This is a genomic window from Intestinimonas sp., from assembly GCF_026169115.1.
Lineage (GTDB): Bacteria > Bacillota > Clostridia > Oscillospirales > Oscillospiraceae > Intestinimonas.
Map to the genome: position 1 here is coordinate 14,812 of NZ_JAPFEA010000041.1, position 13,400 is coordinate 28,211.

Annotated in this window: 12 protein-coding genes and 1 riboswitch; of the genes, 10 read left to right on the top strand and 2 right to left on the bottom strand. The window is 58.3% G+C overall.

Annotated elements, in window-relative coordinates:
* Window positions 1-158: 158 nt before the first annotated feature.
* Together Q0Y09_RS03755 and Q0Y09_RS03760 are read right to left on the bottom strand one after the other, a co-directional pair.
* On the bottom strand, window positions 159-2,084 hold the full coding sequence (locus Q0Y09_RS03755) for a heavy metal translocating P-type ATPase (RefSeq protein ID WP_297717855.1): 1,926 nt from the start codon (window positions 2,082-2,084) through the stop codon (window positions 159-161).
* A 201-nt stretch (window positions 2,085-2,285) separates the two neighbouring features.
* The gene (locus Q0Y09_RS03760) at window positions 2,286-2,504 is read right to left on the bottom strand and encodes a cation transporter (RefSeq protein WP_297717823.1); all 219 of its coding nucleotides are present in this window, start codon (window positions 2,502-2,504) and stop codon (window positions 2,286-2,288) included.
* A gap of 161 nt (window positions 2,505-2,665) precedes the next feature.
* Here Q0Y09_RS03760 and Q0Y09_RS03765 point away from each other — a divergent pair, with 161 nt between their 5' ends.
* The 10 genes from Q0Y09_RS03765 (at window position 2,666) to Q0Y09_RS03810 (ending at window position 12,799) form a co-directional block, all read left to right on the top strand.
* Window positions 2,666-3,028 carry a metalloregulator ArsR/SmtB family transcription factor gene (locus tag Q0Y09_RS03765; protein WP_297717826.1) on the top strand — a complete coding sequence of 121 codons (363 nt, stop codon included), beginning with the start codon at window positions 2,666-2,668 and terminating at the stop codon, window positions 3,026-3,028.
* Between the two features lie 18 nt (window positions 3,029-3,046).
* Window positions 3,047-3,946 (top strand): AraC family transcriptional regulator, encoded by a 900-nt coding sequence (locus tag Q0Y09_RS03770; RefSeq protein ID WP_297717828.1) that lies wholly within the window; start codon window positions 3,047-3,049, stop codon window positions 3,944-3,946.
* A 94-nt stretch (window positions 3,947-4,040) separates the two neighbouring features.
* Window positions 4,041-4,574, top strand: coding sequence for a TetR-like C-terminal domain-containing protein (locus Q0Y09_RS03775; RefSeq protein WP_297717831.1), 534 nt, complete (start codon window positions 4,041-4,043; stop codon window positions 4,572-4,574).
* A gap of 121 nt (window positions 4,575-4,695) precedes the next feature.
* Window positions 4,696-6,471, top strand: a complete 1,776-nt coding sequence (locus tag Q0Y09_RS03780; protein ID WP_297717834.1) for an oleate hydratase — start codon at window positions 4,696-4,698, stop codon at window positions 6,469-6,471.
* A gap of 30 nt (window positions 6,472-6,501) precedes the next feature.
* Window positions 6,502-7,836: a radical SAM protein gene (locus Q0Y09_RS03785; RefSeq protein ID WP_297717837.1), complete on the top strand. Its 1,335-nt coding sequence runs from the start codon at window positions 6,502-6,504 to the stop codon at window positions 7,834-7,836.
* Between the two features lie 253 nt (window positions 7,837-8,089).
* Window positions 8,090-8,848, top strand: coding sequence for a MerR family transcriptional regulator (locus Q0Y09_RS03790; protein WP_297717840.1), 759 nt, complete (start codon window positions 8,090-8,092; stop codon window positions 8,846-8,848).
* Window positions 8,849-9,028: 180 nt separating this feature from the next.
* Window positions 9,029-9,139, top strand: a riboswitch (TPP riboswitch).
* A gap of 62 nt (window positions 9,140-9,201) precedes the next feature.
* Window positions 9,202-9,813 carry an ECF transporter S component gene (locus Q0Y09_RS03795; RefSeq protein WP_297717843.1) on the top strand — a complete coding sequence of 204 codons (612 nt, stop codon included), beginning with the start codon at window positions 9,202-9,204 and terminating at the stop codon, window positions 9,811-9,813.
* A gap of 4 nt (window positions 9,814-9,817) precedes the next feature.
* A complete protein-coding gene (locus tag Q0Y09_RS03800; RefSeq protein WP_297717846.1) occupies window positions 9,818-10,699 on the top strand; it encodes an ABC transporter substrate-binding protein in 882 nt (293 codons plus the stop codon).
* The gene (locus tag Q0Y09_RS03805) at window positions 10,696-12,123 is read left to right on the top strand and encodes an ABC transporter ATP-binding protein (RefSeq protein ID WP_297717849.1); all 1,428 of its coding nucleotides are present in this window, start codon (window positions 10,696-10,698) and stop codon (window positions 12,121-12,123) included. Before Q0Y09_RS03800 ends, Q0Y09_RS03805 begins: the two co-directional genes overlap by 4 nt.
* On the top strand, window positions 12,098-12,799 hold the full coding sequence (locus Q0Y09_RS03810; protein WP_297717852.1) for an energy-coupling factor transporter transmembrane protein EcfT: 702 nt from the start codon (window positions 12,098-12,100) through the stop codon (window positions 12,797-12,799). The genes Q0Y09_RS03805 and Q0Y09_RS03810 overlap by 26 nt, the downstream gene beginning before the upstream one ends.
* Window positions 12,800-13,400: the final 601 nt, after the last annotated feature.

The following is a 13,400-nucleotide window of genomic DNA, read 5'->3' on the forward strand; positions in this document are numbered from 1 at the left end:
AGAGCCCTGGTAGGAAATGTACCGTGCCGGTAAGGCCGGACGGAGTTCAGAAAAAAGCTTCCTGCGCACGACTCTGCCCTCTGGGGCGGAGACATGCGCAGGAAGCTTTTTCATATCATAAGACCCGCATAAAAGTGATATGCCGCTTTGGAAGAGGCTCAGAGGTCTTTCACGAACAGGCAGCGAATGGCGTTGAGAACCGCGAGAATCATCACGCCCACGTCGGCAAAGATGGCCATATACATGTTGACCTCGCCGACTGCGCCCAGGAGGAGACAGACAAATTTGATCCCCAGCGCCAGCGCGATGTTCTGATAGACGATCCCCAGGCACTTTCGGGAGATCCGGATGGCTTTGGCGATTTTCATGGGGTCGTCATCCATAAGGACCACGTCCGCCGCCTCAATGGCGGCGTCCGACCCCATGGCTCCCATTGCAATGCCGATGTCGGCTCTGGACAGGACGGGGGCGTCGTTGATGCCGTCGCCCACAAAGGCCAGCTTGGACCGGCCATTTTTCTGGTCCAGCAGTTCCTCCACCTTGGCGACCTTATCCGCGGGGAGCAGTTCGCTGTAAACGCCGTCGAGCCCCAGCTCCTCCGCCACCTGTTCGGCCACCTTCCGGGTGTCGCCGGTCAGCATGACGGTTTGCTCCACGCCGGCTTTTTTCAGGGCGCGGATGGCCTCACTGGCGCTGGGCTTGATGATGTCAGAGATCACGATGTGCCCCGCGTATTGACCGCCGACCGCCATGTGGATGATGGTGCCCGTGCTGTGGCAGTCCTTGTAGGGGATGCCTAAGGTGCGCATCAGCTTGTCATTGCCCGCGGCGACCTCCAGCCCGTCCACATGGGCGACCACGCCGTTGCCGCTGATCTCCCGGATATCTGTCACGCGGGAGCGGTCCAGGGTCTTGCCGCAGGCCCGCTGGAGACTCTTGCTGATGGGATGGGAGGAGGCGCTCTCAGCCAGCGCCGCGTATTCCAGGAGCTGCTCCCGTTCCAGTTCGCTGTGGTGGATGTCGTTGACCTCGAACACGCCCTGGGTCAGGGTGCCGGTCTTATCAAAAACGACTGTCCGCACTTTGGAGAGGGTTTCGAGATAGTTGGAGCCCTTCACCAAAACGCCGGCCTGACTGGCGCCGCCGATGCCGGCGAAGAAGCTCAGGGGGATGCTGATGACGAGGGCGCAGGGACAGCTGATGATGAGGAAGGTCAGGGCCCGGTAGATCCAGACGCCCCATTCGGGGGCCAGACCCATGCCGAGCGCCCGTACCAGGGGAGGGAGGAGGGCCAGCGCCAGGGCGCTGTAACACACAATGGGAGTATAGATCTTTGCGAATTTGGAGATGAAGTTTTCCGACCTGGACTTCTTGGAGCTGGCGTTTTCGACCAGGTCCAGGATCTTGGATACCGTGGATGCGCCGAATTCCTTTGTGGTCTCGATTTTCAGCACGCCGGTCATATTGATGCAGCCGCTGATGATCTCGTCGCCTGGGCCGATCTCTCTGGGCAGACTCTCGCCCGTCAAGGCGCTGGTATTCAGGGTGGAGCGTCCTTCGCGGATGACGCCGTCGATGGGGACCTTCTCGCCGGGCTGCACAATGATGATGGAGCCGACTTCCACCTCATCGGGATCGACCTGCTCCAGCCTTCCATCCCGCTCAATATTGGCGTGATCGGGTCGAATGTCCATCAGCTCGCTGATGCTGCGGCGGCTCTTGCCCACGGCATAGCTCTGGAACCACTCGCCAATTTGGTAAAACAACATGACGGCAATGGCTTCAAAGTAATCTCCGTTGGAGGAGACGGCCAGGACCATCGCCCCCACCGTTGCGACTGCCATCAGGAAGTTTTCATCAAAAACCCGGCGGTTCATGACGCCCCTGGCGGCTTTTCTCAGAATATCGTGACCAATGATGAAGTAATCGGCCAGATACAGCGCAAAGCGTCCCCAGCGGCCCGCCGAGGGGAACAGGTGCGCGTCCAGCCAGACGAAAAGACTGTCGGAAAGAAGTTGCAGACCGAGCAGCAGGGCGGATGCGATCAGGATGCGCTTGAGCATGGTTTTCTGCTTTTTGGTCATGTCGTTTTTGCCCCTGTCCGCCGATACAAGAAAAAAAGCGGCGGCCAGCACAACGGCGACAAGCAGCACATCGATAATGAGTTCCTGCATAGAAACAGGCTCCTTTCAAAGATTGCTTGATCGTTGAATCGTTTTGGAACAAAGGGCACGCCCAAAATGTCGGAGTAATTTTGGGCGTGCCTGTATCTGCGCAGACCGGTATTACAGGAAGATCTCGCAGTCCGGCTCGATCTTTTTGCAGGCGGAGAGGACGTGTTCCATGACAGCCCCGGGCTCCTGCCCCTCAGAAAATGTGACGCTCATCTTCTGCGTCATGAAGTTTACCGTTGCCGTCTGTACGCCGGGGAGCTTGCAGACGGCGTCCTCCATCAGATTGGCACAGTTGGCGCAGTCGACCTCAATTCTGTATGTCTTTTTCATGGCGGGTATCCTCCTGAGATCATAAAATTCAACAATTAAGTACTTGTTTAATTATTGTGATTGCAGTATAATGCAGGTGAGGGAAGAAGTCAATGTCTCAGGATCACTTTCTCCCAAAAGGGAGAAAAGCATTTCCAAAAGGGAGAAAAGGGGCCATTACTATGGGTGCTGTTATACTGCATGAGCACGATGCCCACGGGGTACCGGAGAGCATCAGGACGGAATTGGGCAACATCGGGCAGTTCCAGCTGGTCGCAGAGATCTTCAAGCAGCTGGGTGATCCCACGCGGATCAGATTGTTTTGGCTCCTGTGCCACTGTGAAGCCTGTGTCATCAACCTCTCAGAAGTCATGGATATGTCCAGTCCGGCCATTTCTCATCATCTGCGGCTGCTTCGGGGCAGCGGGTTGATCGTGAGCCGACGGGAGGGGAAAGAGGTCTACTATCGTGCGGCGGATACAAAGCAGAGCCAGCTGCTGCATAAGATGATCGAGCAGGTGATCGAAGTCGCCTGCCCGAACTGATGCGGGGGAGGGACGAGCATGAAGCGGGAGCATGGCCAGACCCAAGCGTGCTGGGGCGGAATAGACGGGGTGACATCCGTTCCGCTCTTTCCGGGGATCGAATTGGGGTACCTGTCCCTGACGGGCGATCATTTTTCCGTGCATCACAGGGGATCGGGACATATTGTGGTCATCAACTATTGTAAAAACGGGCGGATCGGCTGGAAAATGGACAGCGGCAGTTATATTTATCTGGGGGCGGGGGATTTTTCCGCTCATACCCTGCGGCAGGATGTCCATTCCGAGATCAGTCTGCCGACGGAACGGTATGAGGGGCTTTCGATCTGCATCGACCCGGCGGAACTTTCGGCTGACCCTCCGGAGCTGCTGTCCGGGGCGGGGATCACCGGCAGTGCGCTGACGGAAAAGCTGTGCGGACACGAGGCGATGCGGTCCTTTGGGAGGAATGAGCAGGCGGACGCCATTTTCCGCTATTTTTACGACCAGCCGGAGGATACGCGCCTACCCTATCAAAAGCTCAAAACACTGGAGCTGCTCCTTTATCTGTACCATGCAGAAAACGGCTCAAACCAATGTATTGCGGAATATCAGGCCGAGCAGATCGAGGTGATCCGAAGGCTCCACCAAGATCTGCTGAGCAATCTCGACCAGAGGATCACGATTGAAGCCCTGTCAAAGCAGTATCTGATGAACCCGACCACAATGAAAGCATTGTTCAAGTCGGTCTATGGGACCTCTATCGCCGCCCACATGAAAGAGCATAGGATGCAGGAGGCGGCCAAGCTGCTGGCAGAGACGGAAATGAGCATCGCCGAGGTGGCGCTCTCCGTCGGATATGACAGCCAGAGTAAATTTTCAACTGCGTTCAAGGAATTCTTTCAAATGCTGCCGAAAGAGTATAGAAAAAGCAGGAAATGATTTGGAGTAGACACGGTGATATAGACAAAATACAGGGGAGGACATAATGTCTCAAACGACGAAGCGGGCATTGGCCATGTCGCTGAAGCATGTAATGGAGCGTAAGCCGCTATCTAAAATCACCATTGCCGATATCACGGAAGACTGCGGTATCAACCGGATGACCTTCTACTACCATTTTCAGGATATCTATGACCTCATCGACTGGATCTGCCAGGAGGAGGGGGCGCGGGCCATACAGGGGCGAAAAAACTATGCGACCTGGCAGGACGGATTCCTCGCCCTGTGCCATACCATTCAAGCAAACAGAGTGTTTGTGGAAGGGGTGTATCACTCCGTCCAGCGGGAAAAAATTGAAAACTATCTCTATCAGATCGTCTACGATCTGCTGTTCGATGTGGTTTGTGAATTGTCTGATGGCAGCTTGATTTCCCAGGAGGATCAGCAGTATATCACAAATTTCTATAAATACGGCTTTGTCGGCGTTGTACTGGAGTGGGTCAGGACCGGAATGAAGGAGCCCCCGGAACGCCTGACCCATCAGCTCAGCCGGATGGCCCATGGTCAACTGCTGCTGGCCATTCAGAACATGTCGGAAGCGCCGGCCTTATCAAAGGAGCCGGAATGATAAAAATTTTTACAAAGTACCCCGGATGATGGAATTTCCATCATCCGGGGTACTTTGTTTATTGTTCAAACGGAGGATACTGCATACAATACAGACAAAGAAACAACAAGGAGGTCATCTCATGTATTATTCCAGCGGAAATTATGAGGCTTTTGTCCGTCCGCTCAAGCCGGAAGGGGTGGAGCGGAAATCCGCCTATATTGTCGGCACCGGCCTGGCGGCCCTGACCGCCGCCTGCTACCTGGTGAGAGACGGGCAGATGCCGGGAAAGCGCATCCACATCTTTGAGAAGGACCCCATCCCCGGGGGAGCCTGCGACGGATGGGAGTACCCCGGCCTGGGCTATGTGATGCGGGGTGGACGGGAAATGGACAACCATTTCGAGGTGATGTGGGATCTCTTTCGCTCCATTCCATCCATCGAGACCCCGGAACTCAGCGTGCTGGATGAATACTACTATCTGAACAAGCGCGATCCCAACTATTCTCTCATGCGGGCCACCCAGGAGCGGGGGAAGGACGCCCACACCGACGGCAAGTTCGGCCTGTCCGATGCTGGCGCCATGGAGATCATGAAGCTGTTTTTCACTCCGGATGAGGACCTCTATGACCGGCCCATCACCGACTTTTTCAGCGACGAGGTGCTCAACTCCAACTTCTGGCTCTACTGGCGCACCATGTTTGCCTTTGAAAACTGGCACAGCGCCCTGGAGATGAAGCTGTATATCCGCCGATATATCCATCACATCGGCGGGCTGCCTGACTTCAAGGCGCTGCGGTTTACCCGCTATAACCAGTATGAGTCCATGATCCTGCCCATGGTCAAGTATCTGGAGGGGGCCGGGGTGCAGTTCCACTATCAGACCAAGGTTGTCGATGTGGAATTTGATATCCTGCCCCAGCGGAAGACCGCGCGTCGGATCACCCTGCTGTTTGACGGGAAAGAAGAGCAGGTGGATCTGACCGAACAGGATCTGGTGTTCATCACCCCCGGCGGCTGCGTGGAAAACTCCGCGCTGGGCAGCCAGAATACCCCGGCGGCGTTCCTGCCCGATTTGAAGCCGGGCGGCGGTTGGGATATGTGGAAGCGGATCGCCGCTCAGGACCCTGCCTTCGGTCATCCCGAAACATTTTGCAGCGACCCGGAAAAGAGCAACTGGATGAGCGCTACGGTCACGACGCTGGATGATAAGATCCCACCCTATATCCAGAAGATCTGCCAGCGCGACCCCTTCAGTGGCGGTGTGGTGACCGGCGGCATTGTGACGGTAAAAGACTCCAACTGGCTTTTGAGCTGGACCTTTAATCGCCAGCCCCAGTTCCGCAGCCAGCCGAAGGAACAGCTGGTGGGCTGGATCTACGGCCTGTTCAGCGATCGGCCGGGCAACTATGTGAAAAAGCCCATGCGGGCGTGTACCGGCAAAGAGATCTGTATGGAGTGGCTTTACCACATGGGCGTGCCCGAGGAGGAGATCCCGGCCCTGGCGGAGCACAGTGCCAACACCATCCCCTGCATGATGCCCTATATCACCGCCTTCTTCATGCCCCGTGGGGCGGGGGACCGCCCGGCTGTGGTGCCGGAGGGCGCCGTCAACTTCGCCTTTATCGGCCAGTTTGCAGAGACGCCCCGGGATACCATCTTTACGACAGAGTATTCCATGCGTACCGGCATGGAGGCGGTCTACACGCTGCTGAACATTGACCGGGGCGTGCCGGAGGTCTGGGGCAGCGTATATGATATCCGGGATTTGCTCAACGCCACAGTGAAGCTGCGGGACGGCAGGAAGATCACAGACATGCACCTGGGTCTGAAGGAGCGGATGGCCTTGAAGGAGGTCTTGAAGAAGATCTCGGGTACAGATATCGAAAAGCTGTTGGAAGAGTACAAGGTGATTTAGAGAAAGAGGGATTTGATGATGGACGTCTCCATGCAGCTGAAAAAAACCGCCCTGCGCACCGCGCTGGGCTACATAGAGAAATCGCCCGAAGAAAATGTGCTCAAACTGATGGACTGGGTGGATAAACTGGCCGGTGACGGTCCCGACAGCTTTCCCGTGCAGCGGGCAGCCTTTCGGAATGTTTTGAACGATCCGGAGTGCAGCATGTATCAGCTCATCATGAGCGTGCTGCGGGACGTTGACAACGAGGTCCTGAAAACGGTCTTTGAGAACTTTTTCCTCAATGCCAGTCTCATCGGCTGGCCCAGGCAGGAGCAGTATCGGAGAAAATTTGGGTGCAACATCCCGTGGGCCATCCTGATGGACCCCACCTCTGCCTGCAATCTCCACTGCACCGGCTGCTGGGCCGCCGAGTATGGCAACAGGCTGAATCTGACCTATGAGGAGCTCAGTGACATCATTTGTCAGGGAAAGTCCTTTGGGACCTATATGTATCTCTTCTCCGGCGGAGAGCCCCTGGTGCGCAAGCAGGACATCCTGCGGCTGTGTACGGAGCACAGCGACTGTCAATTCCTGGCCTTTACCAATGCGACCCTGATCGACGAGGACTTTGCCAGGGAAATGCTCCGGGTGAAGAATTTTATTCCGGCCATCAGTGTAGAGGGCTTTGAGGAGGCTACGGACCTCCGCCGCGGCGCGGGCACCTATCAGGCCATCATGCGCGCCATGGCCCTTTTGAAGCAGTATCGGCTGCCCTTTGGGGCATCCTGCTGTTATACCGCTCAAAATGTCGACTCCATCAGTTCCGAGGCATTCATCGACCATCTGGTGGACTGCGGCGCCAAATTCGCTTGGTTCTTCCACTATATGCCCGTGGGCAATGAAGCGGTCACTGACCTGCTGCCCAACCCTGAGCAGCGTGCGCTCATGTACCGTAAAGTACGGGAATACCGCTCCACAAAGCCTATTTTTACCATTGATTTTCAGAACGATGGCGAATATGTGGGCGGCTGCATTGCCGGAGGACGCAATTATTTGCACATTAACGCAAACGGAGATGTGGAGCCCTGCGCGTTCATCCACTACTCGGATTCCAACATCAGGGAAAAGACGCTGCTGGAGGCATTCCAGTCCCCGCTGTTTATGGCCTACCACGACCATCAGCCCTTCAACTGCAACCATTTGCGTCCCTGTCCCATGCTGGAGAACCCGGAGATGCTGAAGAGAATGGTGCGTCAATCCGGGGCCCGCTCTACGGATCTCCAGTCTCCGGAGTGCGCGGATCATCTATGTGATAAATGCCGGGACTACGCCGCCTGCTGGGCGCCCGAGGCAGATCGGCTGTGGGAAGAGAGACACAGGTAAGCGCAGCTCTGACCGGCTGTGCCCCCAAAAGCAACAAGGAGCGAGGTGCGTTTGCACCTCGCTCCTTGTTGCTGTCAGTGTTCTTCTGTTGGGGAGGAAGATCAGCCATGGAAGGGGAGAAGGGGAGGTGGACAAAGGGGACGCACTGCTCCATAATAGACACGGACGGATGACGAAATGCAGCCAAATGGAAAATACCCCTTGACTTTGACGCACCGTCAACTGATACAGTATCCACAGAGGAGGGATCTATATGGAGTATTCCATTCAGGAACTGTCGCGCCTGTCTGGGGTGACCACCCGCGCCCTGCGCTGGTACGACCAGATCGGGCTGCTGAAGCCCAGCCGGGTTGCGGAGAGCGGTTACCGCTACTACGGCGGGGCGGAGGTAGACCGGCTTCAGGACATTCTCTATTACCGGGCCCTCGGGGTGGAGCTGGCCCGGATCAAGGAATGTCTGGACGATCCCTTCTTTGACCGTCTGGCCGCCCTGAAAGACCATCTTGTCTCCCTGGAGCTGGAGCGGGAACGGCTGGAGAAGCTGATCCGGTCGGTGAAAGACACCATCGGAGCGGAAGAAAGGAAGGAATTTATGAGCGACGAGCAGAAATTTGAGGCGTTCAAGCAGCGTACTGTGACCCATAACGAGGAGGTCTATGGGGCGGAGATCCGTGCCCAATACGGTGACGCCGAGATGGACGAGGCCAACGCCGCAGTGTTGAATCTGACCCAGGAGCAGTATCGGGAATGGACCGAGCTGGGCCAGGAGCTCCAGTCGCGGCTGGAGGAGGCTGTTCGGGCTGGCATTTCCCCGGAAAGTGAAGCGGGAGGGGAGATAACCGCCATCCACCGCCGGTGGCTTACCATCACTGGGAACCAGTATGACCCGGCCAAGCACCGGGGAATCGCGGAACTGTATGTGCTGGATGAGCGGTTTACCGCCTACTATGACAAGCAAGTTTCCGGCTGTGCCCGTTTCCTGCGGGACGCGGTGGCTCACTGGGTAAAGTAAGATAGCGGCATCCGAGAGAGTGATCTTTCAGGGGGGTGAACGGAAAACCACCGCCATGATTGGCGGTGGTTTTCCGTGTAATTAAACCTGATGAGTGAGACTTTGATATGGCGAAAATTTTTCGGGCAGGACTTGCATTTTTCGGTTGGATATGGTACAACGATAAGCGAAAATACCGCACAACTCCATAAGGGGGGCTGGGGGAACCCGGCTGAGATATGGGCTGATACCGCCCGTGACCCGCTGAACCTGTTGGGTAATGCCATCGTAGGGAAACTTTCGCGCCGTCAGGCGCATCAGAGTCGCTCAGCGAAGGCTGTGCGGCTTTTTTATTTCAAAAGGAGGAAAACGGGATGAAAAAGAGAACATGGGAACTGAAAGACGTCATTTTGATGGCCATTTTCGGGGTGGTATTCTCGGCGGTCTACCTGGCGGTATTTCAGGGGGGATTGGCCCTGTCCACGGCCCTGACGCCGATGGGCCTGTCCCCCTTCGGATTTGAGGTTATCTACGGCGTGTGGTTCATGGCCGCTACACTGGCCGCCTACATCATCCGCAAGCCCGGTGCGGCGCTGGTGACCGAGGTCCTGGCCTCGGCCATCGAGCTGCTCATGGGCAATTCCGGCGGCCTGACGGTGGTGCTCACCGGCGCCATCCAGGGTCTGGGCGCGGAACTGGTCTTTGCGGCCTTCCGCTATAAGAAGTGGGACCTGGGCTCTATGAGTCTGGCCGGGATCGTGTCCGCAGTCTTTATCTTCTGCTATGAGCTCTACTATCTCAACTACATCGCCCTGGCGCCCACGCTGCTCATCTCCCAGCTGGCCGTGCGGTTCATCAGCGCCGTTGTGTTTTCCGGCGTGCTCTGCAAGCTGGCTGGAGACGCTCTGGCCAGGACCGGCGTGGTCAAGAGCTATGCCATCGGGGCCAAGGCGGATATTGGAAAAGTGTATGATGAGGAGGACTGAACAAATGGAAAAGCTGACGGTAGTGCTTGACTGGTTCCCCAACACCAACCACACCGGCTATCTGCTGGCAGAGAAGCGGGGCTGGTTCCGTGACGCGGGACTGGAGGTGGACATCTACGGCGACGTACACGGCGCGATGCACCTCCACGGGGCCGATTTTATCTGCGGCCCGGAGATCTCCATGCTGGACTGCCTGGAGCAGGGGGAGGAGATGACCTGCGTGGCCGTGATGACCCAGAAGTGCGACTCCGGCATCGTCTCCCTGAAAGAGGCCGGGATCACCCGCCCCCGGGAGCTGGAGGGCAAGCGCCTGACCCACTGGTCCCCAGAGTGGTTCCACAAGGCCATTGGCCGGGTGGTGGAAGTGGACGGCGGCGATTACAGCAAGGTGAAGCTGCTGAACATGGACGTGGGGGACATCGTCTCCACCCTGGGCGAAGTGGCCGATGCCACCTGGGTCTATGAGAACTGGGAGAACCAGGTGCTGCTGGAGGCCGGACGGGAGATCAACTATTTCAACCTGGGCGACATCGACCCCATCTTCGACTTCTGCGCGCCGGCCATGGCCGCGGCGAAGGAGACCCTGGAGACCAAAGCCGATGCAGTGCGGAAGTTCCTGGCGGTCCTGGACCGGGCCTACCGGGAAGCGGCCGCTCATCCGGAGGAGACCGTGCTGGAGGTCCGGGATCGGATGCCCAAGGGTTGCTCCGACGCCCTGCTGATCCGCAGTCAGAAGCATCTGGCCCCCATCCTTCTGGACGAGAAGGGCCGCTGGGGCCGCATCCGTCCCGAGCGATGGGACCGCATGGCCGACTATATGGTGCGCTGCGGCGTCATCTCCCGCCGCCGTCCCAACGAGTATACCAACGACTTTTTTGAAGCATGAGCATCCGGTTCGACCATCTGACCTTCAGCTATTTTGAGGACCGGAAGCCAGTCCTTGGGGAGATCACGGCGGAGTTCGACGCCGGGGAGGTGACGGTGCTCACCGGCGCTTCCGGCTGCGGCAAATCGACGCTTTTGTACCTGGCAGCCGGGGTCTATCCCCACGCCGCCGGGGTGGTCCGGGGCGGAACCGTCACGGTGGACGGCGTGGAGCCGGGGGCCCTGTCCCCGCCGGAGCGGTGCCGTCTGGTGAGCATGATGTTCCAGAACCCGGAGCTGCAATTCTGCATGGACACGGTGGAGCATGAATTGATCTTCTGCTTGGAGAACCTTCGGACCGACCCGTCCGATATGCCCGGGCGGGTGGAGGAGGCGCTGGCGTTCTGCGGCATCACCCATCTGAAAGAGCGGACGCTGCTGAGCCTTTCCGGCGGCGAGCGGCAGAAGGTCATGCTCTCCTGTCTGGTGCTGCTGAGCCCGAAATGGTTGCTGCTGGACGAGCCCTTTGCCAACATCGACGACGGGGCGGCCCGGGACATCGCCGCCGCTCTGGGCCGCCTGCACCGGGAGCGGGGGATCGGTATTCTGGCGGTGGACCACCGGCTGGACAACTGGCTGGACGTGGCCGATACGGTCCGGGTCATGGACGGGGGAGACCTGCTCCCCGAGGGCCTGGACGCCCGGGCGCTGGACCGGGAGAAGCTGGAATCCCTGGGGGTCATCGTCCCGGGGGGCTCCTATGCGCCCCAGCTCCCGCCGGCCCATCCGGGGGAGGTGGTGCTGGAGCTGCGGGACCTGACGCTGTGCTACGGGGAGACGGAGATCCTCCGCGGGATCGACGCCTCCTTCCGCCGGGGCTGCATCTACGCGGTGCTGGGGGAGTCCGGCTGCGGGAAGAGCAGCCTCTTCTCTGCCCTCTCCGGGGTCAGCCGGTACGGTGGTCAGGCCCTTCTCTCCGGGCGGGAGCTGCGCCGCCTGGGCCGGCGGGACCTGGGGGCCATCGGCTTCGTCACCCAAAATCCCCAGGACCAGTTTGTGGGCGGCACCGTCCGGGGGGAGATCATGGCGAGCCTGCGGAAGGACCCCCAGGCCGATCAGATCAGTGAGAAGATCCTGCGTTCCATTGGCCTCTGGCGCTACCGGGACATCTCTCCCTACCTGCTCAGCCAGGGCCAGCAGCGGCGGCTTGGCGTAGCGGCGCTGATGGCCTACGACTGCAAGTGCCTGGTCTGCGACGAGCCCACCTACGCCCAGGACCGGCGGAACACCATGGCCGTGATGGACGCCCTGTGCCGTCAGGCCAGAGAGCGGAATGTGGCGCTGATCTTCTCCACCCATGACGCCCAGCTGGCGGCGGACTATGCCGATGTGATCTTCAGACTGGAAGGGGGGAAGCTCTATGCGATCACTGAATCCTGCGTGTAAGTTCCTGGGTCTGCTGGTGCTGACCTTCGTCCTGGCCGCCCGGCGGGACCCGGTATGGAACCTGGTCTTTTTTGCGCTGAGCGCGGCGGCCCTCCTGAGCGCCCGCGTGCGGGTGAGGACGCTTCTCCTGCTGATGCTGCCGGTGGCCCTGTCCGCGCTGGGCATGTTCTTTACCGGTTACCACTTTTCAGCAGACGGGTCCATGCCCGTCCGGGCGGATGCCTTTCTGGCGGGCGGGAGCGCCCTGTGGAACGGCCTGCTCCAGGCCAGCCGGGTCCTGGCCTATGCGGGGCTGGGACTGGCCTTTGCCCTGACCACAGACCGCATCCGCATGGTCAAATCCTTTCAGCGGCAGTTTCATCTGCCCCAGGTCTTCGCCTACGGCCTTCTGGCCGCGTGGGGGATCTTTCCCCATATGGCCCAGGAGTTCAAGCGCACCAGGGCCGCCTTCCGGGCCCGGGGGCTCCATGTCCTGCCGGTCTCTCCGGCGCTGCTGGCTCCGCTGTTGGTCAAGTCGGTGCGCTGGTCCGAGGAGTTGGCCATAGCCATGGAGTCCAAGGGCTTCGCCGCCCGGGAGCCCCGGAGTGAGTATGCCCCGGAGCGGATCCGCGGGCGGGATTGGGCCTTCCTGGCTGTCTGCTGCGCGGCGGTGCCTCTGACCGCAGTTTTTCTCTGAACGATTCATAAAAAGGCGTCCGCAGCCTTTTACGAGGGCTGCGGACGCCTTACTGTTGTGGCGGGGTATAGGGACGGAACGGTTTGAGTTCTGCGTCTGTGCGCTGGTTAGGGTGGCTGTGGGACCACCGGGACTGACAGGCCAGGGATGCCACTGTTTCGGCCCAGCTGGCTTTCCGGAAGCAGATGTACGACTGGCTCCAGTTGTACTTCTGACTAATTCAACCGATGAGCCCTTATCCTTCATCCTTTTTATTCAGATGGCCAAGATGTATGGCACTCATACAGTCAAAAAATTTGACTCTGGAAAAAAAGACTTTACAAAAGCCAGAATTATGCTATAATATTGACTGCTGGGTCAGTCTGCTGGAAAGTCAGTCCCCAATGTTAGATCTTTTCACCATTCGTCTTCTAAATCTCTCAATCAAAAAATAGTCAATAGGGGCCTGTAGCGCAGTTGGGAGCGCAAAGGGTTCAGTTTTCTGCCACATCTATAATTTCATATTGCTTTATTCTTCTGTTCCGCTTTTGGAACGGTTGATTTGGGCCCATAGCTCAGCTGGGAGAGCGTACGGTTCGCATCCGTAAGGTCGTCGGTTCGA